Source organism: Nocardia wallacei, assembly GCF_014466955.1.
Taxonomy (GTDB): Bacteria; Actinomycetota; Actinomycetes; order Mycobacteriales; family Mycobacteriaceae; genus Nocardia; species Nocardia wallacei.
In genome coordinates, this window is sequence record NZ_AP023396.1 from 2,161,310 (window position 1) to 2,183,080 (window position 21,771).

The 21,771-nt window shown below is 69.9% G+C and carries 15 protein-coding genes; 7 read left to right on the top strand and 8 right to left on the bottom strand.

Features of this window, described 5'->3' with window-relative positions:
* Positions 1-102: 102 nt before the first annotated feature.
* The 4 genes from NWFMUON74_RS09775 to NWFMUON74_RS09790 all read right to left on the bottom strand — a co-directional run bounded on the left by NWFMUON74_RS09775 (position 103) and on the right by NWFMUON74_RS09790 (position 6,735).
* On the bottom strand, positions 103-1,044 hold the full coding sequence (locus tag NWFMUON74_RS09775; RefSeq protein WP_187687512.1) for a serine hydrolase: 942 nt from the start codon (positions 1,042-1,044) through the stop codon (positions 103-105).
* Positions 1,034-4,576 carry a serine/threonine-protein kinase gene (locus tag NWFMUON74_RS36855; protein WP_425343084.1) on the bottom strand — a complete coding sequence of 1,181 codons (3,543 nt, stop codon included), beginning with the start codon at positions 4,574-4,576 and terminating at the stop codon, positions 1,034-1,036. The genes NWFMUON74_RS09775 and NWFMUON74_RS36855 overlap by 11 nt, the downstream gene beginning before the upstream one ends.
* 72 nt (positions 4,577-4,648) lie before the next feature.
* Positions 4,649-5,362 carry a response regulator gene (locus NWFMUON74_RS09785; protein WP_232110936.1) on the bottom strand — a complete coding sequence of 238 codons (714 nt, stop codon included), beginning with the start codon at positions 5,360-5,362 and terminating at the stop codon, positions 4,649-4,651.
* Positions 5,359-6,735 carry a histidine kinase gene (locus tag NWFMUON74_RS09790; protein WP_187687513.1) on the bottom strand — a complete coding sequence of 459 codons (1,377 nt, stop codon included), beginning with the start codon at positions 6,733-6,735 and terminating at the stop codon, positions 5,359-5,361. Before NWFMUON74_RS09790 ends, NWFMUON74_RS09785 begins: the two co-directional genes overlap by 4 nt.
* A 183-nt stretch (positions 6,736-6,918) precedes the next feature.
* Here NWFMUON74_RS09790 and NWFMUON74_RS09795 point away from each other — a divergent pair, with 183 nt between their 5' ends.
* From NWFMUON74_RS09795 to gatB, 4 genes are all read left to right on the top strand, one after another.
* Positions 6,919-7,239 (top strand): hypothetical protein, encoded by a 321-nt coding sequence (locus tag NWFMUON74_RS09795; protein ID WP_187687514.1) that lies wholly within the window; start codon positions 6,919-6,921, stop codon positions 7,237-7,239.
* Positions 7,240-7,261: 22 nt separating this feature from the next.
* Positions 7,262-8,035 carry an ABC transporter ATP-binding protein gene (locus NWFMUON74_RS09800; RefSeq protein WP_187687515.1) on the top strand — a complete coding sequence of 258 codons (774 nt, stop codon included), beginning with the start codon at positions 7,262-7,264 and terminating at the stop codon, positions 8,033-8,035.
* On the top strand, positions 8,032-10,524 hold the full coding sequence (locus tag NWFMUON74_RS09805) for an FtsX-like permease family protein (protein WP_187687516.1): 2,493 nt from the start codon (positions 8,032-8,034) through the stop codon (positions 10,522-10,524). Before NWFMUON74_RS09800 ends, NWFMUON74_RS09805 begins: the two co-directional genes overlap by 4 nt.
* A gap of 76 nt (positions 10,525-10,600) precedes the next feature.
* Positions 10,601-12,112, top strand: a complete 1,512-nt coding sequence (gene gatB, locus NWFMUON74_RS09810) for an Asp-tRNA(Asn)/Glu-tRNA(Gln) amidotransferase subunit GatB (RefSeq protein ID WP_187687517.1) — start codon at positions 10,601-10,603, stop codon at positions 12,110-12,112.
* A 9-nt stretch (positions 12,113-12,121) separates the two neighbouring features.
* Here the strand turns inward: gatB and NWFMUON74_RS09815 are convergent, their stop codons facing one another.
* Positions 12,122-13,339, bottom strand: a complete 1,218-nt coding sequence (locus NWFMUON74_RS09815) for a glycosyltransferase (protein WP_187687518.1) — start codon at positions 13,337-13,339, stop codon at positions 12,122-12,124.
* 97 nt (positions 13,340-13,436) lie between these two features.
* Positions 13,437-14,561, bottom strand: coding sequence for a PQQ-dependent sugar dehydrogenase (locus NWFMUON74_RS09820; RefSeq protein WP_187687519.1), 1,125 nt, complete (start codon positions 14,559-14,561; stop codon positions 13,437-13,439).
* A gap of 146 nt (positions 14,562-14,707) precedes the next feature.
* Here NWFMUON74_RS09820 and NWFMUON74_RS09825 point away from each other — a divergent pair, with 146 nt between their 5' ends.
* The gene (locus tag NWFMUON74_RS09825; protein ID WP_187687520.1) at positions 14,708-15,538 is read left to right on the top strand and encodes a DoxX family membrane protein; all 831 of its coding nucleotides are present in this window, start codon (positions 14,708-14,710) and stop codon (positions 15,536-15,538) included.
* Positions 15,539-16,174: 636 nt separating this feature from the next.
* On the opposite strand, the gene ilvD is transcribed toward NWFMUON74_RS09825, so the two are convergent.
* Both ilvD and NWFMUON74_RS09835 read right to left on the bottom strand, forming a co-directional pair.
* Positions 16,175-18,016, bottom strand: a complete 1,842-nt coding sequence (gene ilvD / locus NWFMUON74_RS09830; protein WP_187687521.1) for a dihydroxy-acid dehydratase — start codon at positions 18,014-18,016, stop codon at positions 16,175-16,177.
* Between the two features lie 353 nt (positions 18,017-18,369).
* A complete protein-coding gene (locus tag NWFMUON74_RS09835; protein ID WP_187687522.1) occupies positions 18,370-18,921 on the bottom strand; it encodes a PH domain-containing protein in 552 nt (183 codons plus the stop codon).
* Between the two features lie 359 nt (positions 18,922-19,280).
* Between NWFMUON74_RS09835 and NWFMUON74_RS09840 the strand changes: the two genes are divergently transcribed.
* Together NWFMUON74_RS09840 and ilvN are read left to right on the top strand one after the other, a co-directional pair.
* Positions 19,281-21,230 (top strand): acetolactate synthase large subunit, encoded by a 1,950-nt coding sequence (locus NWFMUON74_RS09840; RefSeq protein WP_187687523.1) that lies wholly within the window; start codon positions 19,281-19,283, stop codon positions 21,228-21,230.
* Positions 21,227-21,730 (top strand): acetolactate synthase small subunit, encoded by a 504-nt coding sequence (gene ilvN / locus NWFMUON74_RS09845; RefSeq protein ID WP_187687524.1) that lies wholly within the window; start codon positions 21,227-21,229, stop codon positions 21,728-21,730. Before NWFMUON74_RS09840 ends, ilvN begins: the two co-directional genes overlap by 4 nt.
* The last annotated feature ends 41 nt before the right edge of the window (positions 21,731-21,771 follow it).

Sequence of the window (21,771 nt, forward strand, 5' to 3'; positions counted from 1 at the left end):
GCCCGCCAACCGGACACCCGTCAGTCGAGGCATTGTGTGCTTTCCGGGCGCAGCGGTCAAATGCCGCAACTCACGGTGGCACATCTGCGACGGCCGCCGCGCTCACCTCCGGCACTCGCCGCCGCCCAACTCGCGGATGTGTTTTGCCAGCAGAGCGGCCATCTTGTCGAGCATCGCGGTGCCGTCGTCGAACGTGCCCGAATCCGGCTGTGCGGCAAAGGCCACCGCGAGCTGGCCGGACCAGGTGGGGATGAGTCCGAACTGGCGGACCAGGTACGCGCCCGTCTCGTCGTCGGGACCCCAGCCGCCCTTGTACTCGGCGCCGACGAAGGCGCCCAGGCCCCAGGACTGGCTGGAGGTGATCTCGCTCATCAGATCCACCACCCGCGCCGCCTGGGGCAGACACGGCAGGCGGCTGGCGAAGCGCACCTGGTTGAGCAGCGTCCACACGGTCGCGCCGAAGGCCAGCGGGTCGTCGACCGTCTCGCGCGCCTCCGGATTGTGCCGGTCGGCGACATCGGTTGTGGTGTCCCCGGTTTCGCGCAGCACCGCCTCCACCGCGTCGGCCGCGCGATCGCCGCCGCCGATGGCGTCCCACAGCTGCTGGGCCGCCTCGTTGTCGGACGCGGTGATTGCCGCCGATGCCGTGTCGAGCAGACCCTCCGGATCGTTGCGCAAGGCCACCAGCGCCAGCGGGACCTTGATGGTCGACCAGGCGATGCCGGTGGTCCAGTTGCCCAGGGTGATCACGCGGTCGCCGCCGACCGGCATCACGGCCAGGCCCATGGTGCCCGGCAATTCGGCTTGCAGCGCGGCGAATTCGTTGGCCAGCGAGTTCGGGACGGCGAGATCGTCACCGACGCGATGCGGTGCGGGCTGCTGCTGCGCCTCGTTCACGGTCGGGGCCGCGATCACGACCGGCTCGTCGGCCACCGGAAGCGGAGCACCGGCGTGCGCCGTGCACGCCGCGATCGTCGCCGTCGACACCACCAGCAGCGCCCATCGAAAACCTTTGCGCCGGAAACACTTCACCTCAGTAGACATACACCACCGCGTTCTCGCCACCGGTACAGGTGATGATCCGGCCCGACGGCGAGCAGTTCATCGTGTACGACCGGCCGGTGACCGGACTGACAGCGACCACGGAGGTCGGTGTGCCGGAACCGGTCTCCGCCTCCTCGGCGTAGGCCGCGCGCACCGCCTCGGCGAACGCGCACGACGTGACCGAGGTGCCCGTCGCCGATTTCGTGTACTTGCCCTGCGAGCGGGTCGCGCCCTGGCACTCGGTGGCGCCGGCGGGCACGGCCGCGGTGGTGGTCGCGGTGGACGTGCCGCTGCTCGACGCCGTCCGCGGAGGCGGCTGGGAGACCGGGACATTCGAGTCGGTCGGGCCGGAAGCCACCGACGGAGCGGTGCTGCCCGGCTTGCTCACGAACCGCCAGCCGACCACGGCCGCCACCGCCGCGAACGCCACCGCCAGCACGCAGAGCACGATCGGCAGCACGATGGAACGTCTGCGCGAGCCGCCGTACCCGTCGTCGTGCTCGGGCGCGGCCCGGTCGGGGTCGGGCCGGCCGCCGAAGGCGTAGTCGTATTCCTCGTACTCGTCGCCGTATGCCTGGGGGTGCCGGTAGTTGTCGTCCGGGTGGCGGTAGTTGGCATCCGATCGGGTGTACGCGGACTGTGCGTAGTTGCCGGGGTACTCGTCGTCGGGGAGGGGGTAGTTGTCGCCGGGCCGGGCGTAGTCGGCCTCGGTGCGGGCATAGGGATCGTCGGTGTCGGCGTAGGCGCCCCCGGGTGCCCGGTAGTCGGATTCGGTTCGGCCGTAGGCGTCCTCGGCTCCGGCGCGGTCGGCCGCGGACCTGCGATAAGGATCGCTGAGTTCCGGGCGTTCGGCCGCTCCAGCGTAGGCGTCGTCGGATTCGGCGTACGGGTTGCTGCTCCGGGGGTATTCGTCGTCGGGTCCGGGGTAGTCGGCCTTGGTCCGGGGGTACGTGTCGTCGGAGCCTGGGTAGTCCGCCTTGCTCCGGGCGTAGGTCTCCTCGGGATCGTTGGGTGCCTTGGTTCGGGGGAAGTCATCCTCGGGATCGGAGTAAGCCGCTGGCCGGAGGTAAGGGTCGTCGGATCCGGTGTCGAAATCGTCCGGCCGGGCGTAATGATCTTCGGAGCCGCGGCCGCTGGATTCGGGCCGGAGGTAAGTGTCGTGGGGTCCGGCGTGGATGTCGGGCTGGTGGTAGGTGTCGTCGGGTCCCGCGTAGGTGTCGCGCCGGGGGTAGGTGTCGCCGGGACCGGGTTTGGTGTCGGGCTCGGGGTAGGCGTCGTCGCGTCCCGCGTGGGTGTCGATGCGCCGGGTGTAGTCGTTTTCTGTTGCGGTGTAGCCGCTGTGGTTGTCGGGTTCGTGTAGTGGGTAGGCGCTCGGGGGCTCGACGTATTCGCCGGGGCTGGGGTTGTCTGCGGCGGGATGAGTGGAATTCCCGGCCAACGGGGTGAACTGGAATTCGTCGGGGCGCACCAGCGTCGGGTCCGTCGGCCGGATCACCGGGAGGTCGCCGGAGGTGTCGCGGTCACGATCCGGGTCGGCGGGCGGGATGATCCGCAGCGACCCCGTGGTCGGAAACCCGGTGGCGGGACGGCGCGCGGCATCCTCGCCGGGGCGTGAGCGCCGTTGTGTGCCAGCGGCTTCGGTGCCCGGGGGAGTACCGGGCCGCCGCTGCGGCAGACCGGTCGCGGATCCCGCCGTTCCGGTTCGCATCACGGTGGTGGGTTGCGTGGCAGGCGGTTCGCTCTCGGGAGTCGCGACCGGGCCGCGCGGTGGGAAGCGGGCGGGAATGGTCGGGCCCTCCGGCCCGAACGGCTGGAACAGATTCGGTTCCCGAGCCGCTGCGGCGGGCTCGTTCCCTACCCCTTGCGAGGCCCGCGGGTCTCCGGCGCTGCCGATCGGGTCTCCGGCTTCGGAGCCGGGCCGCCGTCCGGCAGCAAGATCGGCCAGACTTCCGGCAGAAACGTCGGATGGTGCTCCGGCAGCAGTGGGGGATGGGCCTCCGGCCGGGGTGTGGGATGGGGTTTCGCCAGGGTGGGGCGGAGTCTCAGCAGGCGTGCGAGATGAGGCTCCGGCACGAGTGGGGGATTGGCCTCCGGCAGAAGTGAGGGACGGGGCTTCGCCAGAGGTGTGGGACGGGGCCTCAGCAGGCGTGCGGGAAGGGCCTCCGGCAGAAGTGTGAGATGGGGCTCCGCCAAGGGCGTGGGATGGGCTGGCAGGAGGGTAGGGGCGGCTTCCGGGTGCGGAGTCGAGCGGGCTTTCGGCGGGGTTTCGGGGGGAGCTTGCGGCGGCAGGGTGGGAGGGGCTTGCGGCGTCGGCGCGGGGGGAGGCCGGGGGCTCGGCTGGGGCACGGTCGAGACTGAATGGGCGTGGGCGTTGCGGATTCCCGGGTGGTTGCGCGCCGACCCGCGAGGATGTGTTCTCGGTATCGGATCCGGGGCCGTGTCCGACCACGTACCGGCCTCGGGGCGGATTCGGGTCGGCGGGCGGAAAATGCTGTACCGCCTCCGATTCGGCGGGCGTGCGGACGGAATCATCGAATGCGCCTGCGGCGGTGGAGAATTCGCCGGTGCTCGCCGCGTAGCGATCGGACGCGTAGTCGTCCTCGGCCTGGTGGCTCGTGTCCTCGGCGAACATGTCCGGCCCGTCGTAGCCGGGGGTCGGAATGCTCCCGGTATCCACCGGGGTGTGGCCGTATCCCACCGACAGCCCGAATGCCGCGCGGGCGGCGCCCGCGAACTCGCCTGCGGTGGCGTAGCGATCGTCCGGCGCCTTCGCCATCGCGTGCGCGATCACCGCGTCCAGTGCGGGCGGGACGTCCGAGCGTTGCAGGCTGGGCCGCGGCGGCGGATCGGACAGGTGGGCGCGGATCAGGGCGCTCACGTTCTTCGACGGATACGGCGGTGCGCCCGTGAGGCATTCGTGCAGCACACACGCCAGAGAGTAGATATCGGCACGGCCGGTGACCGGGCCGACATCGAACCGTTCCGGCGCCATATAGGTATAGGTCGCGGCGGCGGTGCCCACCAGCGTCACACTGCTGTCGCCCTCGCTGCGGGAGATACCGAAATCCGAGAGATACGCGAAATCCGATGCGGTGACGAGGATATTGGCGGGTTTGACATCGCGGTGCACCAGGCCCGCGCTATGCGCGGCGTCGAGAGCGGCCGCGACCTGCTCGACCAGAGCGACGGCACGGTCCGGGTCCATCGGACTGTGCCGGCGCAGCAGCGTGCGCAGGTTGTCGCCGCGCACCAGCCGCATGTCGATGTAGAGGACGCCGTTGATCTCGCCCCAGTTGTGAATCGGAATGACGTGTGGTTCCGACAAACCGGCCGTGGCCTGTGATTCGCGGCGAAACCGGGCCTGGTACGCGGGATCCTCCGCCAGTGCTCTCGGCAGCAGCTTCAGCGCGACGACCCGGTCCCTGTTGGTGTCGTAGGCCTCGTAGACCTCGCCCATGCCGCCTCTGCCCAGCAGCGAGCGCAGCTCGTACGGGCCGAATCTGTCGCCGGCCCGCGACCGCGGTGCGTCCACCGGTGCAACCTCCACATCCTGGGCAGGGTGCGAAACCCGTGCCCGGTGTGCCACCGGGGTTGTGCCTGCCCCTCAGACTGCCGATTCTCCGGGTGCGACCACGCCGTGGTCAAACGCGTACACGATAGCGGCGGCCCGATCCCTTAACCCGAGCTTGCCGAAAATGTGCCCTACGTGGCTCTTTACGGTCACCTCCGAGATACCGAGCTCGTCTGCGATTTCGGAGTTGACCTGACCGCGACCTATCAGCCGGAGCACCTCGAACTCGCGAGCGGTCAACTCGGCGAGGCGGTTCTGCGCTTTCGCCGGGGCGGGACGCACCGATCGATACGCCGAGAGCACGCGACCGGTGACCGACGGGTCGAGCCAGGACCCGCCCGCGGCGACCGTGCGGACCGCGCGGATGAGGTCTTCGGCGGGGGAGTCCTTCAGCAGGAACCCGGCCGCGCCCGCCCGCAGTGCGCCCGACAGTAGCTGCTCGTCGTCGAAGGTGGTGAGCACCAGGACCGGGGGCGCGCCCTCGCGGGCGCGGAGCAGGCGGGTGGCGTCGATGCCGCCGACCCGTTTCATTCGCAGATCCATCAGCACCACGTCGGGGCGCTGGGCTGCCACCGCCGAGGGCACCTCGTCGCCGTCGGAGCATTCGGTGACGGCGAAGCCGTCGCGGCGGCGCAGGATGCGGCGCAGTCCGCCGCGCACCAGTTCCTGATCGTCGACGACGAGGACCGTGATGGTGTCGGCCTCCGCCTCCACCGCGCTGCCCGCGGTATCCGCTCCCGTTGTCACGTGCCCTCCTGCATTTTCCTGGTCATCGAAACGAAGGCATCGCGCACCACCCGCAGCGGATCCTCCGTGCCGGTGACCACGCAACCGCCCGTCGGCTTGCCGGCCCCGAGCGGGATGTGGGCGCGCACCTGCCAGGTGTTGCCGTCGTGCGGGCCCGCGGTCAGCGAGCCGCCCAGCAGGGTGGCTCGCTGGCGCATGCCGGAGATGCCCATGCCGCCGCCGCGATGCACGGTCCAGCCGGGCAGGGTGTTGATCACCGTGGCTGTCACCGCTGCCTCCGTCACCTCGATGCGGAGGACTACCTCCGCGCCGGGCGCGTGTTTCGCGACATTGGCCAGCGACTCCTGGCTGATCCGGTACAGCGCCAGGCCCGTGGTCGCCGAGACCGCGGCGGTGTCGCCGGTGATCGTGCAGTCGACCGGAAGGCCCGCGCGCACGAAATCCGTTACCAGACCGTCGATGTCGTCGAGCCCCGGCTCGGGTGTGCTGCTGGACGGGCGCTGATCGAGCAGGCCGACCGTGCGGCGGATGTCGGACATGGCCTGGCGGCCGAGGCGTTCGGCGTCGGTGAGCGCGTCCACCGCCTCGTCCACGTCGCGGTCGGTCTGCAGAGCGTGGCGGGCGGCGGTCAGGTGCAGCATGGTGACGCTGAGCGAGTGCGCGATCACGTCGTGCACCTCCCGGGCGATGCGGCGGCGCTCCTCGTCGGCGGCGCGGATCGCGCGGATCTCCTGATTCTCCCTCTCCTGGTAGAGGAATCGGCGCTGGAACTGCAGCATCAGTCCGACCATCCAGCCCAGTACGACGCCGACCAGATACATCGGCAGCCCGCCGTCCACATTGCCCATCGCGGCGAAGACGACGAGTTGGAGCATGGCGGCGAGGGTGGCCGCGATGCTTATCTTCTTCGGGGCGATGGCCGCGACCTCGCCCACGACCACCGTCAGCACCAGAGGCGCGCAGTCGGGGGATACCGGCTGCGCCAGGAAGATCGCCGCGGCCGTCATGGCCGATCCGGCCAGTACGACGGGGTGCGGCTCCAGGTCGAACAGGAAGATGATCGGGTAGCACAACACCAGGATCGCCACCGCGACGAACGGCAGCGTCGTGGCGAAGTAGTCGTGACGTAGCGCGGCCGCGGCGATCGCGGTGATGATCATCGCGCCGTCGGCGGTGTAGACGACCGAGGCCGGGTAATCGTAGCTGCTGTCCTCGATTTTGCGACGGACCGAATTCACCGGGTCGTGCAGGAATTCGCGGAACCGGGCGCTGATCCGGCCGGACAGCCGCGCCTGGGCGGCGGTACCGGTCGGCCCGGTCTCGCCTTGCCCGGGGGCCCTGTCGCCCCGCCCGGTGGCGTCGGTCACAGCCATTCTGCAAGGCTAGCCGCCCGGCCGGGACCGCGGCATCGTGCCGTGAACGCACCGGTTCTCCTACCACGGTAGGAGTGGAAGTCTCGTCCGCGGCACGACGACTGCGCGGCCCGGCCGCCGTAGCGTGAAAGGCACCGTGCCCGGTGGTGAGCGGCGGGCACACGCACAAAGGAGGTGGGTGCGATGACGTGGCGCGATCTGCACGCTCGTACCGAAATCCTGCACGAGGTACTCGCCCGCGCGGCCGCGGACCCGGCCACCCCCGGCATGTTCTACGACCTTCCCGACTGCGACCGACTCTTCGGTGGCCCCGCCGGCGTGCTGGCCGCACTGCAGTACCAGTGGGACAACCACATGCGCGCAAAGCTGGATCAGGCCCAGATGGTGGGGCAGTCGGCCGCCGAGGCATACCTCGAGCTGGCGGCCGAGCAGCCCGTGCTCAGGGCCGTGCTGGACGCCCAGGACGCCCGCCGCTGGCGGGAGGCCCGGGCGTTGGCCTCCTGATCCGGCACCGACAGCCAGCAGCATGCCGGCGTGCGTAGCACCGCGCCGAAGTACGACAGAGAGGGCGACCGCCGTGTTGGAACTGACCGATGTCACCAAGGAGTATCTGGTCGGAAAGCAGCAGGTGCGTGCGTTGGACGGCGTGAGCCTGCGCATCGAGGCAGGTGAGTTCACCGCGATAATCGGCCCGTCCGGCTCCGGCAAGAGCACCCTGCTGCACCTGCTGGGCGCGCTGGATACGCCCAGCTCGGGCTCGATCCGGTTCCGCGGTGAGGAGATCGGCACACTGGACGACAACCGCCAGTCCGAATTCCGGCGTCATCGCGTGGGTTTCGTGTTCCAGTTCTTCAACCTGCTGCCGACGATGTCGGCGTGGGAGAACGTCGCGATCCCGAAACTGCTCGACGGCACCGGGTTACGCCGCGCCAGGCCACGCGCGCTGGAGCTGTTGGATCTGGTCGGCCTCGGTGACCGCGCCGAGCACCGCCCGGCCGAGCTGTCCGGCGGCCAGATGCAGCGCGTGGCCGTGGCCAGGGCGCTGATCATGGACCCGCCGTTGATCCTGGCCGACGAGCCCACGGGCAACCTGGATTCCAAGACCGGCGCGGCGATCCTCGAACTGCTCGGCGAGATCACCGGCACCGGCAATTCGGTCGTGATGGTGACTCACGACATGGGCGCTGTGCAGTACTGCGACCGGGTGGTCACGCTGCGCGACGGCCGAATCGGCTCGAACGACAAGGTCGAGCGCGGGCACGCGAGCGTCGCCGAGATCGAGAAGGCGGTGCGCGCGTGATCGGTGCGGGCTGGGATCGGCTGCGGCTGTTCAACATCGGCGAACTTCTGATCCACCGCGGCCGCACCCTGATGTCGATGGCGGTCATGGCGGTTTCGGCCGCGCTGCTGGTCGCCGTGCTGAGCATCGCCGGCTCGGTCACCGGCTCGGTGGACAAGCTCACCCACGCCCTCGGCGGCAAGGCGCAACTGGAGATCTCCGGCATCACCGAATCCGGCTTCGATCAGCAACTGCTGCCGGAGCTGCGGGCCGTGCCCGGCGTCGAGGCGGCCGTCCCGATGCTGCGCACCCGGGTGGGCAACCACGGCGACCGGACGCTGCTGGTCGGCGCCGACGCCAGTGTGGCGGCGCTGGGCAGCGACCTGGACGGCCCGATGCGCGGGGATGCGGCGAAGCTGCTGTCGGTTCCTAACGGCGTCCTGGTCGGCGCGGCTCTCGGACATGCCGAGGGCGAACGATTCCGGCTCGGCTCGGCCACCGTCACGGTCGCGGGCGTGCTCGACGAGGCCGCCTCGAAGGACCTCAACGGCGGGCATATCGTCGTCGCCACCCTGCCGGTGGCACAGCAACTGGTGAACCGCGTCGGCATGCTGGACTCCGTCCAAATCGTCCCGAGGCCGGATACCGATGTCGGACAACTACGTTCGGACCTGACCGCGGTGGTGAACGGGCGAGCGGTGGTGGCCGACCCGAGCCTGCGGACGGCGCAGGCCGGAGGCGCCATTCAGCTGGTCCGCTACTCGACAACGATGGCATCCGCCGCCGCGTTGATCGTCTCGGGGTTCCTCATCTACAACGCGATGAGCATGGCCGTGGCGCAACGGCGTCCGATGCTCTCGCTGTTGCGCGCGATAGGTGGCCGGCGCGGGCCCATGGTGCGCGACCTGGTCGCCGAGGCCGCCCTGCTGGGCGTGGTGGGCGGCGCCATCGGCGCGGTGATCGGAATGTTCGCGGGGCGCACCGCGATCGACAAGATCCCGTCGGCGATGGTGGCCGCGGTGGAGTCGCGCACCGAGTACATGGTGCCGTGGTACGCGATTCCGGTCGCGATCGCCGCCTGCGTCCTCGCGAGTGTGGCGGCCGCCTCGATCGCCGCCCGGCAGATCTACAAGGTCGAGCCGATCGAGGCGCTGGCTCCGGTCGGGGTGTCGAAATCCGATCTGGTGCCCCCGCTACTGCGGTGGCTGGCCGGGCTCACCGGCGTGGGGATGATCGTCGCGGCGGTATTCGTCGCCGAGGCGAAGCTGGGCCGGTTGTCCCTGGCGGCCATCTCGCTGTCGATCGCGGGAGCGGTGGGGCTGTGCTTCGCGGCGTCCGGGCCGATCATCCGGTTGGCCGCGGGAATCGCGCGACTGTTCGGCGCCCCGGGCGCCCTGGGCGCGACCACCATCGAGCGTGCCCCGCGCCGGGTCTGGGCGACCACCATGACGGTCATGATCGGCGTCACGGCGACGGTCGCGATGGGCGGCGCATCGCGCAACCTGGTCGATTCGGCGGCGGCGTCGTTCCAGGACCTCGCCGACCGCGACGCCTACGTGAGCCCGTCGGCGCTGGCCGAATTCCCCACGGGCCCATTGCTTCCGACCGACCTGCGGGAGCGGATCCGCGCGGTGCCCGGAGTGGAGAACGTCGGCGCCGCCCAGATGGCCTTCGCCACGCTCGGCCGCGACCGGGTGATGCTGCAGGCCTACGAGAACGGGGTGCGCTCCTCCCTGATCGGCGAGCTGGACCCGGCTGTGCCGAAGCAGATGGCGTCCGGCGAGGGTGTGGTGCTGTCGCGAGACGTCGCCAAATCACTGGGCGTCCACCAGGGCTCGGTGCTGGACATGCCGACTCCCACCGGCATCCACAACGTCCGGGTGCTCCAGGTGATCCCGTACTTCTCGGCCGTCTCCGGCATCGTGCTGCTGGACATCGACATCATGCGGCAGTGGTACGAACGGCCCGGCGAGACGATCCTCGGCGTCGATTTCGCCCCCGGCGCCGACGAGGCCGCGGTGCTGGCCGCTCTGCGCCGGGTCGCCGGGCCCGACCTGGCCGTCGACACCGGCCAGGAGGCGGTGGCCGCGGTTTCCCAAGGCGTGCAACAGGGAACGTCGTTGTCCAGTTCGATTCTCTGGATCGTGGTTTTGGTATCCACCGCGGCGTTGCTCAACACACTGATGCTGTCGGTGCTGGAACGCCGTCGCGAACTCGGCGTGCTGCGCGCGATGGGCACCAGCCGTCGCTTTCTGTTGCGCACCGTGATCACCGAGGCCATCGGCATCGGAATGGCCGGTGCCGCAATCGGATTGGTCACCGGTGCCGCCGTGCAATACCTCGCCACGCTCGCGATGGGCCAGGCCATGACCATCGACGTGGTCTACCGGCCGAGCCCGATCCTGTTGGTCTACGGTGCCGCCGCGCTGATCCTGGCCCTGCTGGGTGCCATCCCACCGGCCTTCCGCGCGGCCCGGATGCCGATCGTCGAGGCCATCGCCGCCGACTGATCGGTCGAGGAGGGGAACCCTCACCCGGCTCGGGCGGGTGAGGGTCACCGGGGCGACCTTACTTAGACTGAGAGACATGACTGCACCCACGGTGGACTTGATGGACTATGCCGACGTCGTCGACCGGTACGAGCCGGTGCTGGGCATGGAGGTCCACGTCGAACTGGGCACCGAGACGAAGATGTTCTGCGGGTGCCCGACGACCTTCGGCGCGGAGCCGAACACCCAGGTGTGCCCGGTGTGCCTGGGCCTGCCGGGCTCACTGCCGGTGGTGAACCAGAAGGCCGTCGAGTCGGCCATCCGCATCGGCCTCGCGCTCAACTGCTCGATCACCCCGTGGGGCCGGTTCGCCCGCAAGAACTACTTCTACCCGGACCAGCCGAAGAACTACCAGATCAGCCAGTACGACGAGCCGATCGCCACCAACGGCCACCTCGAGGTGCCGCTGGACGACGGCACCACCTTCCGGGTGGAGATCGAGCGCGCCCACATGGAGGAGGACACCGGCAAGTCGGTGCACGTGGGCGGCGCCACCGGCCGCATCCACGGCGCCAGCCACTCGCTGCTGGACTACAACCGCGCCGGCGTGCCGCTGATCGAGATCGTCACCAAGCCCATCACCGGCGCCGGCGACCGGGCGCCCGAGGTGGCCCGCGCTTACGTCACCGCGCTGCGCGATCTGCTGAAGTCGCTCGGAGTGTCCGACGTGAAGATGGAGCAGGGCTCGCTGCGCTGCGACGCCAATGTCTCGCTGATGCCCAAGGGCGCCACCGTCTTCGGCACCCGCACCGAGACCAAGAACGTCAACTCGCTGCGCAGCGTCGAGGTGGCGGTGCGCTACGAGATGCGCCGCCAAGCCGCGGTGCTCGCCTCCGGCGGCACCGTGATCCAGGAGACCAGGCACTTCCACGAGACCGACGGCAGCACCTCGTCGGGCCGCGTCAAGGAGACCGCCGAGGACTACCGCTACTTCCCCGAACCCGACCTCGAGCCCGTCGCGCCCGACGCCGCCTGGGTGGACGAGCTGCGCGCCACCATCCCGGAGTACCCGTGGCTGCGCCGCGCCCGCATCCAGGCCGAGTGGGGCCTGTCGGACGAGGTGTTCCGCGACCTGATCAACGCCGGAGCGCTCGATCTGATCATCGCCACCGTCGACGCGGGCACCTCCGTCGACGCCGCCCGCTCCTGGTGGGTCAACACCCTGACCGAGCGGGCCAAGGAGCGCGAGGTCACCCTGGAGGAGCTGCCGATCACCCCGAAGCAGGTCGCCGAGGTGGTGGCGCTGGTGGACGCCAAGACCATCAACAGCAAGGTCGCCCGCCAGGTCGTCGACTTCGTGCTGGCGGGCGAGGGCGATCCGGGCCAGATCGTCGAGGCCAAGGGCCTGGGCATGGTGTCCGACGACTCGGCCCTGCAGGCGGAGGTGGACAAGGCGCTCGCCGCCAACCCCGACATCGCCGACAAGATCCGCTCCGGCAAGGTGCAGGCGGCCGGCAAGATCGTCGGCGACGTCATGAAGGCCACCCGCGGCCAGGCCGACGCCGCCCGCGTCCGCGAACTGGTACTCGCCGCCTGCGGCGCCGCCTGACGCGGACGGCTATCCGCCGTTCGGCGCTTGCTCCTGCGCGACCAGCATGGCCGCCGCCACGGCCGTCCCGCCCGTGCGGAGCGACCCGGCCAGGGTGGTGGCGCGGCCTCGGGCCGCCGGAGCGAGCGCGATCTCGAATGCGGCGGAAAGGGATTCGGGGCTGGGAGCCGACCCCGGACCGAAGGCCGCGCCGATCCGCAGCTCGGCCACCCGGCGTGCCCAATACGGTTGGTCGGCCAGCTGCGGTATCACCACCTGCGGCGTGCCGGCGCGGGCGGCCGCCATCGTCGTGCCCGCACCCCCGTGATGCACGACGGCCGCAACTCGGTCGAACAGCTCCTGGTGATTCACGTCGCCGATGGTGAGGCAGTCCTCCGATTCGTCGGCCGGTGCCGGCTCGGCCCAGCCGTGGGAGACGATCACCCGGCGGCCCTGCGCCCGGATCGCCTCGACGGTCAGCCGCGTGATGTCCGAGGCGGCCATCGGCATGCTGCCGAAACCCACGTACACCGGTGGTGCGCCGGCGTCCAGAAACGCCGTCACCTCGGCGGGCAGTGGACGCGGGTCGGGCAGCAGCCACGCGCCGGTCTGCACCACGTCGAGGTCGGCCGGCTCCTGCCACGGATCCAGCACCGGGTCTGTCGCGAGCAACGGCCGATCGGTGAAGGTGTGGTCGCGGATATCGCGCAGCGGTGCGAGACCAGCCGCTGCCCGATGGGTGTTGAGCGCCGGGCCGAACAGCGCATCGATGTTCCGGGCATCCAGGTCCCAGAGCGCGCGGTTGCCGGTCTCCGGGGGGAACCGCCAACCAGGGTAGGGCGGCGGGCGATGTGGCGAGGGCAGGGTGAGTTGCTGAAAACTGGCGTATACGTAGCGAATTCCCAATTTCTCGGCCACGGAGTGGGCCGCGGCCGCGGCCGGGAACTGCCCGGCCGCCATCAGCACATCACATCCCTCGGCCGCCGTGGCGACGGTGTCGAACTGCGCCGCGATCAACTCCGCCGCGCGGTCGAGCAGTTCCTCCGGCGATTGGTCACCGCCCGCCAGCATCCGCCGGACCGACGGGCCGACCGGGATCATCGGCACCCCGACCTCCGCCAGCCGTCCCGCGAAGTCCGGCGGCGCGCACAGCCGCACCTCGGCGCCGATCTCCCGTAACCGGATCGCCAACGCGACCATCGGCTCGACGTCCCCGCGCGACCCGTACGTCGACAACACCACACGCACTCGGCAACTCCGTTTCGATCGGACCGGCTTCGGCCACAGGCTATGCGCCGACAAGGTTCTCGCGCCCGGACACCGGCCAGGACTGGGGAGCCGCGACTCAGTCCGGCGTGCCGCCGCCGCCACCCGACGGCGAGATGACGACCACGCGGTCGTCGGTCGGGGTGGGCTGACCGCCGACCTTGTTGGCGGTGCTGGCCCAGATCAGGCCGTTCGGGCCGGGGGCGGCGTCGTTCAGGCGGCCCCACTTGTCCTGGTACATCAGCGCCGGGGCGGAGGTGATGGCGTGTGAGTCCTTCTCCACCTTGGCCATCGCCAGGCCCTTCGCCTCGGACATGGCGACGGCAACGAAGTCGTCGCCCGCCACGCAGCCGGCGACGCCGGGGTGATCCGGCCAGTTCCAGGCGGTGGTGATGGCGCCGTTCGGATCCAGGCGCTGCAGGCGGTCGGCGACGGCAGTGCGGTCGGTGAACCAGATGTTGCCCTCGACGTCGGGGCACACGCCGCCGGCCGTGCCGATCCCGGACGCCAGCACCTCGGGCGCGCTGCTGCCCGGCGCGGGGTTGGTGAGCCGCAGCAGTTTCCCGGCCAGCGAACCCTGGTCGGCCGCGGCGCCGGGGTTGCCCGCGTCACCGGTCAGCACCAGCATCTTGTCGGCCGCGATGAACTCGATCGAACCGCGATTCCCGCTGTCACTCTTGGGAATTCCGGTGAGGATCGGCTTGGCGGTGCCGTCCGCGCCGATACGCACCACGCGGTTGTCGCTGCCGGTGGTGATGTAGGCGTAGATCAGCTTGTCCTCGCCGTAGGTGGGCGAGAGGGTGATGTCGAGCAGGCCGCCGTCACCCGAGGCGTCCACATCTACCTGCGCCATCTGCTTCAGGTAGTACGGCCACGGCCCGGGATCCTGCGTGTCGATCATGAAGATCATGCCGGTGGCGCGCTCGGCGACGACGCCGGTGGTGCCGTCCGGCATGGCGAGCACGCCCGTGGATTCGTTGATGCAGCTGGCGACGACGCTCGAGTCGGGGTCCTCGCACGGCCCGGGCGGCCGCTTCTTGGTGCTCGGCGGTTGCGGAGTGGTCGGCTCGACGCCTTCGGGCCGGATGGTCGGTGCGGGGGTGAACGGATCCGACGCGGATTCGTCGAAGCGCGCACAACCGGCCAGCAGACCGGCGGTGACGGCCAAGCTCAACGCGACACGGCCGGCGACAACCACACTCATGGCTCAGACGTTACGGAAATACCCCGCCGGACGCTCGCACGGGGTTGGCCCGCGGGCGCGGGTGTGCCGCCGCGCGGGCGCGAGTGTGGCGGGACACGCCGAGATCGGACAGCGCCCGGACTGTCCGCCCGTCATACTCTGAGCCCGTGACCGACAAGCCGAACCAGACACCGGAGTCGAACGAGCCGCCGGACAAGGCAGCGCACGAGACGGCCAGTCACGCGGCCACCAGCCCTTTCGACAACCCGACCGGTGAATTTCCGCCGGTCCGACCGGAATCGGGGAAGCAGGTCCCGCGCACCGACGACGAACTGGGTCTCGAGCCCGAGGTCCCGGCCGCCGGTGCGGCGGGCGCCGCTGGGCCCGGCGAGTCGGACGAGCCCACCTACGCGTTCGCCACCATCCCGCCCGCCCCGGCGGCCACGGCCGAGAACGGCCGCAAGCGCCGCCGCGACACCCGCCGCGGCACACTGGATCTGGGCCTTCTCGGCCTGCGTCTGATCCTCGGCCTCACCTTCCTCTATCACGGCGTGCAGAAGCTGGCGGGCTGGTTCCACGGCCCGGGTCTGGACGGCACCCGGCACATGCTGGAGCAGGGCGGCTGGAAGCACATCGAGCTGTCCACCGCGATGCTCACCATCTCCGAGGTCGGCGGCGGCGCGCTGGTGCTGCTGGGCCTGGCCACCCCGCCGGCGGCCGGTGCGCTGCTGGCCTCGATCGCCGACGCCTGGCTGTGGAAGCAGGGCATGGACCCCGGATTCCAGTACAAGACAACGGAGTTGGAGGCGATCCTCGCGGGCTTGGCCGCAGCGCTGATCCTCACCGGTCCCGGCCGCCTGTCGTTCGACCGCAACCGAGGCTGGTCCACCCGCCCGGCCTGGGGCTCGTTCGTGGTCCTCGTCCTCGCCATCGCCGCGGCCGTCGGCGGCTGGCTCGTGCTGCACGGCGGCAACCCTTTCGTCGGCACCATCGACTGACGTCCCCTGCATTCCCGGCACAAAGCACGCCGGGAATGCAGGGAATGTGGGGGCACAGTGCTCAACCGCATGGCACGGAATGTGCGGGGCGCTCAACCGCATGGCACGGAATGTGCGGGGCGCTCGATTGCGTGGCAGGGGATGTGCGGGGCGCTCAACCGCATGGCACGGAATGTGCGGGGCGCTCGATTGCGTGGCAGGGGATGTGTGGGGTGCTCGGTGGCGTGGCTGGGAATGTGTGGGGCGCTTGGTGGCGTGGCTGGGAATGTGTGGGGCCGCTTGGCCGCGTGGTGGGGGGTGTGGGGCGCTCGGTGGCGTGGCAGGGGATGTGTGGGGCCGCTTGGCTGCGTGGTGGGGGATGTGTGGGGGTCTCGGTTGCGTAGCAGGGAATGTGTGGAGTCGCTCGGCCACGTGGTAGGGAATGTGAGGGGGCTCGGCGGCATGGCAGGGGATGTGGGGCGCCCGGTGGTGCGGTAGGGAGGATGTGGGGCCGCTCGGCCGCGTGGTAGGGAATGTGTGTGGAGTGCTCGGCTGCGTGGTGGGGAATGTGTGGCGAACCATTTGCGGGGGACGCTCGCCGAACGGCAGAAGGCCGGGATCCCGTCAGGGGTCCCGGCCTTCGGGTGGGGTAGGCGTTCAGGGCACCCGGCGAACCGCGCCCTTGTCGGCCGAGGTCGCCAGCGCCGCGTAGGCCCGCAGCGCGGTGGTGACCGTGCGGTCGCGGTGCAGTGGCTGCCACGGCCGTTCGGACGCTTCCATCTTCGCGCGCCGCTCGGCGAGAACCTCGTCGGGAACCAGCAATTCGAGCGCGCGGGTGTGCACGTCGACGCGGATGCGGTCGCCGTTCTCGATCAGGCCGATGGCGCCGCCGCTGGCCGCCTCGGGCGAGATGTGCCCGATCGACAGACCCGAGGTGCCACCGGAGAAGCGGCCGTCGGTGATCAGCGCGCACTGCTTGCCCAAGCCCAGCCCCTTCAGGAACGAGGTGGGATGCAACATCTCCTGCATGCCCGGCCCGCCGGACGGCCCCTCGTAGCGGACCACGACCACATCACCCGGCTTGATCTGCTTGCCGAGGATGGCCGACACCGCCTCCTCCTGAGACTCGACCACCACGGCCGGGCCCTCGAAGGTGAACAGATCCTCATCGATACCGGCGGTCTTGAGGATCGCGCCGTCGGGAGCGATATTGCCCCGCAGCACGCACAGCCCGCCCTCGACCGTGTACGCGTGCTCGAGATCGCGGATGCAGCCCCCGGCCGCGTCGGTGTCCAGCGACGACCACCGGTTGTCGGTGGAGAACGGCTCGGTGGTGCGCACCCCGCCCGGCGCGGCGTGGAACAGCTCGAGGGCCTCCTCGGAAGCCTTGCCGGAGCGGATGTCCCAGGTGTCGAGCCACTCCTCGAGGGTCGGGGTGTGCACGGTGGTGACGTCGGTTTCCAGCAGGCCAGCGCGGCGCAGCTCGCCGAGGATGGCGGGGATGCCGCCGGCGCGGTGCACGTCCTCCATGTGGTAGTCGGAGTTGGGCGCGACCTTCGACAGGCACGGCACCCGGCGGCTGATCTCGTCGATGGTGTCGAGGGTGAAGTCGATCTCGCCCTCCTGCGCCGCAGCGAGGGTGTGCAGCACCGTGTTGGTGGAACCGCCCATCGCCACGTCCAGCGCCATCGCGTTGCGGAAGGCCTTGGCGTTGGCGACGTTTCGCGGCAGCACCGACTCGTCGTCGTCGCGGTAGTACCGGGTCGCGAGGTCGACGATGGTGGTGCCCGCCCGCTCGAACAGCGCCCGGCGGGCGGAGTGCGTGGCAAGGGTGGAGCCATTGCCCGGCAGCGCCAGGCCCAGCGCCTCGGTGAGGCAGTTCATCGAATTGGCGGTGAACATGCCCGAACACGAACCACAGGTCGGGCAGGCGCTGCGCTCGACCTCGGACAGGCCGTCGTCGGTGACAGCGCTGGAGGCGCTGGCCGAGATGGCGGTGATCAGGTCGGTCGGGGCCTGGGCGACGCCGCCGACCACCACGGCCTTGCCGGCCTCCATCGGCCCGCCGGAGACGAACACGGCCGGGATATTGAGCCGCATCGCCGCGTTGAGCATGCCCGGAGTGATCTTGTCGCAGTTGGAGATACACACCAGCGCGTCGGCGGTGTGCGCGTTGACCATGTACTCCACCGAGTCGGAGATGATCTCGCGGCTCGGCAGCGAGTAGAGCATGCCGCCGTGCCCCATCGCGATGCCGTCGTCCACGGCGATGGTGTGGAACTCGCGCGGCACCCCGCCCGCGGCGCGTACCGCATCCGCCACGATCTCGCCGACGTCCTTCAGATGTACATGGCCCGGCACGAACTGGGTGTAGGAGTTCGCGATGGCCACGATCGGCTTGCCGAAGTCGGAGTCGGTGAGGCCGGTGGCCCGCCAGAGGGCGCGAGCGCCCGCGGCATTGCGTCCGAAGGTGGTGGTGCGTGAGCGAAGCGGTGGCATGGGTATGGGTCCTAGGTCGTCGGGTACGGGCCCGCCGGGCCGTCGGCGAGGACGGATCTCTCACGGTCCCCGAATCGGCGCTCGTCGTTCCGGTGCTGCCGGAATCGGGTCGCCCGGGCTGGTCGGCGACTGTGCCGAGAATCTCGGCGGCTGTTCCAAGGTACTCCCGCGGGTGACGGACAGATGCGCCGGTAGGCAGCCCGCGGGAAGTCGTCGGCGTCGCGCGGGCACCAGCTGGTCCAGCCGTGGCGTGCGCGCCGCGAAGAAGAGCGGTATCGGGTTGCAGCGCGGCACCCGTCCTTGTTGTTCCCGGCACGGCGGCACGGGTGACGTCCCGCCGCGGGTATCGGCCGCTATTTCGGCTCGGTGCCGTCCGCATCCGGAGCGTCGGCCGCGGGCTCGGTATCGGGAGCGGACGCGGCGGGCTCGGTATCGGGAGCGGACGCGGCGGGCTCGGTATCGGGAGCGGACGCGGCGGGCTCGATATCCGGAGCGTCCGCCGCGGGCTCGGCATCCGGAGCGTCCAGGTCGGGCTCGGTGTCCGGCTGGGCGAAGGGGTCCGGGATGCGGCCGTTCGACGCCGCGACCAGCAGCCGCAGGCGGTCGTAGCTCACCGCGGGCAGCGCGACCTCGGAGTCGTCGGTCAGATGCGCACGTACGAAGCCGCGCTTGGGAATTCGCAGACCCTTGATCTGCGACCAGTCCAGGTGCCGCGACCCGAACACGGTCCGCAGCCGTAGCCCGCCCTCGGACACCGTGGTCCGGGACCGCTCGATCCACAGGGACACGGCGGCCGGTATCGCGAACAGCACCCACAGCACCGCGGGCCACCCGAAGAACGGGAACGCCACGCAGAACACCAGGATGAGCACTCCGATATGACCGAGCCGGGGAATTCTGATCACCCGACCCGTATCCGCTCCGCTCGCGGCGGTATGCGACGATCGAGCAGGTGGCACGGATTGATGCGGCGACGACACACCCCCATCCTCGCATCACGGTAGACAGACAGACGAAACCGCCCCGTCTCACATAATGGGACACCACATGTCAAGGAATTTGACTCATCGGCTCTCGCACGCATACCGTCGTGCGCGTGAATCGAATCGAGCTTCTCGTAATCGGCCGGCGCGTCCAGCGCTGAGCCTGACAACGTCAAGCTCGCAGCTGCGACGCGCCACCCTCGATCAGCTTCGGCTGTCGGGGGCTTTTTTATGTTCAGGCAAGTTCTGTGACCAGAACAACAAGCAGTAAGGAAAAGACGGTGAGCGCACCTACCGCACGGCCCGGGCCCTCGGCTCGCAGGCCCGCGCCTTCGGCCAACCAGCCGACACCGGCGGCATCCGGAAACCGCCGCCAGGTCCCGCCCGAGAAGGTGACCGGCGCGCAGTCGGTCGTCCGCTCCCTCGAGGAGCTCGGCGTCGACACCATCTTCGGCATTCCGGGCGGTGCGGTACTCCCGGTCTACGATCCGCTGTTCGATTCCACCAAGGTGCGTCACGTCCTCGTCCGGCACGAGCAGGGCGCGGGTCACGCCGCCACCGGCTACGCGCAGGCGACCGGCAAGGTCGGGGTGTGCATGGCCACGTCCGGTCCGGGCGCCACCAACCTGGTCACCCCGATCGCCGACGCGCAGATGGACTCGGTGCCGCTGGTCGCCATCACCGGCCAGGTGGCACGCTCGCTGATCGGCACCGACGGCTTCCAGGAGGCCGACATCTCCGGCATCACCATGCCGGTGACCAAGCACAACTTCCTGGTCAACGATCCGATCGACATCCCGCGCACCATCGCCGAGGCCTTCCATCTGGCCGCCACCGGCCGCCCGGGCGCCGTGCTGGTCGACATCCCGAAGGACGTGCTGCAGGCGCAGACCACCTTCAGCTGGCCGCCGGAGATGCGGCTGCCCGGCTATCGTCCGGTGACCAAGCCGCACGGCAAGCAGGTGCGCGAGGCCGCCCGCATGATCATGGAGGCGAAGTCGCCGGTCCTCTACGTCGGCGGCGGCGTGATCAAGGCCGACGCCTCCAAGGAACTGCTGGAACTGGCCGAGCTGACCGGTATCCCGGTGGTCACCACGCTGATGGCGCGCGGCGCGTTCCCCGACAGCCACCAGCTCAACATGGGCATGCCGGGCATGCACGGCACCGTGGGAGCGGTTGCGGCACTGCAGAGGTCGGATCTGTTGATCACTCTCGGCGCGCGCTTCGACGACCGCGTCACCGGCCGCCTGGACTCCTTCGCCCCGAACGCCAAGGTGATCCACGCCGACATCGACCCCGCCGAGATCGGCAAGAACCGGCACGCCGACGTCCCGATCGTGGGCGACTGCCGCGAGGTGATCGGCGAGCTGATCGAGACGCTGAAGGCCGATCCCGCCGCCAAAGGTGTTCCGCTGCTGAACCTTTCGGAGTGGTGGTCCTACCTCGACGGCGTCCGCAAGCAGTACCCGCTGGGCTGGACCCCGCCCAGCGACGGCTCGCTGTCGCCGGAATTCGTGATCGAGAAGCTGGGCGAGCTGGCCGGTCCCGACGCCGTCTACGTGGCCGGCGTGGGCCAGCACCAGATGTGGGCGGCGCAGTTCATCAAGTACGAAAAGCCGCGCACCTGGCTGAATTCCGGTGGTCTGGGCACCATGGGCTACGCCGTCCCGGCGGCCATGGGCGCCAAGATGGGCGCGCCGGACAAGGAGGTCTGGGCGGTCGACGGCGACGGCTGTTTCCAGATGACCAACCAAGAGCTGGCCACCTGCGCGGTCGAGGGCGTGCCGATCAAGGTCGCGCTGATCAACAACGGCAACCTCGGCATGGTCCGGCAGTGGCAGACCCTGTTCTACGAACAGCGCTACTCCAACACCGACCTGGGCACCCACACCCTGCGCATCCCCGACTTCGTGAAGCTCGCGGAAGCCTTGGGCTGCCACGGAATTCGCGTGGAGAAGGAAGAGGATGTCGAGGCCGCCATCCGGGAGGCGCAGTCCATCAACGACCGCCCCGTGGTGATCGACTTCATCGTCGGCAAGGACGCCCAGGTGTGGCCGATGGTCGCCGCGGGCACGTCCAACGACGAGATCATGGCCGCCCGCGGCATCCGCCCGCTGTTCGACGAGGACGAGGCCGTCGCCGAGCCCGCGGTGATCCACGAGGCCATGTCGCATGAGAAGGCCACGCTCAACGCGCACGAGCGGGCCACCCGGAAGGGGACCGAACAATGAGTACGACCCACACCCTGAGCGTGCTCGTGGAGGACAAGCCGGGCGTGCTGGCCCGCGTGGCCAGCCTGTTCTCCCGGCGCGGGTTCAATATCGAATCGCTCGCCGTCGGCGGCACCGAGGTCAAGGACATCTCGCGGATGACCATCGTGGTGACCGTCGAGGACCTGCCGCTCGAGCAGGTCACCAAGCAGCTGAACAAGCTGGTCAACGTCATCAAGATCGTGGAGCAGGACGCCGAGAATTCGGTGGCCCGCGAACTCATCCTGGTGAAGGTGCGCGCCGACGCCAGCGTGCGCACCCAGGTGATCGAGGCGGTCGGCCTGTTCCGGGCGAAGGTGATCGACGTGTCGCCCGACGCGCTCACCGTCGAGGCGACCGGGACCAGGTCCAAGCTCGACGCGTTGCTGCGAATGCTGGAGCCGTACGGGATTCGCGAGATCGTGCAGTCGGGTGTGGTGGCCGTGGGACGCGGGCCCAAGTCGATCACCGCGACTCGTTAGAGTTGTCCGGATCGACAGGGCAAATTCTCAGCTCGTGGATC

Bases quoted from the DNA above. Each gene is read 5' to 3' on its own strand.
- gatB (WP_187687517.1), top strand. From the start codon at position 10,601: ATGACTGCACCCACGGTGGACTTGATGGACTATGCCGACGTCGTCGAC.
- NWFMUON74_RS09775 (WP_187687512.1), bottom strand. From the start codon at position 1,044: ATGTCTACTGAGGTGAAGTGTTTCCGGCGCAAAGGTTTTCGATGGGCG.
- ilvD (WP_187687521.1), bottom strand. From the start codon at position 18,016: ATGCCACCGCTTCGCTCACGCACCACCACCTTCGGACGCAATGCCGCG.
- NWFMUON74_RS09800 (WP_187687515.1), top strand. From the start codon at position 7,262: ATGCCGGCGTGCGTAGCACCGCGCCGAAGTACGACAGAGAGGGCGACC.
- NWFMUON74_RS09795 (WP_187687514.1), top strand. From the start codon at position 6,919: ATGACGTGGCGCGATCTGCACGCTCGTACCGAAATCCTGCACGAGGTA.
- ilvN (WP_187687524.1), top strand. From the start codon at position 21,227: ATGAGTACGACCCACACCCTGAGCGTGCTCGTGGAGGACAAGCCGGGC.
- NWFMUON74_RS09820 (WP_187687519.1), bottom strand. From the start codon at position 14,561: ATGAGTGTGGTTGTCGCCGGCCGTGTCGCGTTGAGCTTGGCCGTCACC.
- NWFMUON74_RS09790 (WP_187687513.1), bottom strand. From the start codon at position 6,735: ATGGCTGTGACCGACGCCACCGGGCGGGGCGACAGGGCCCCCGGGCAA.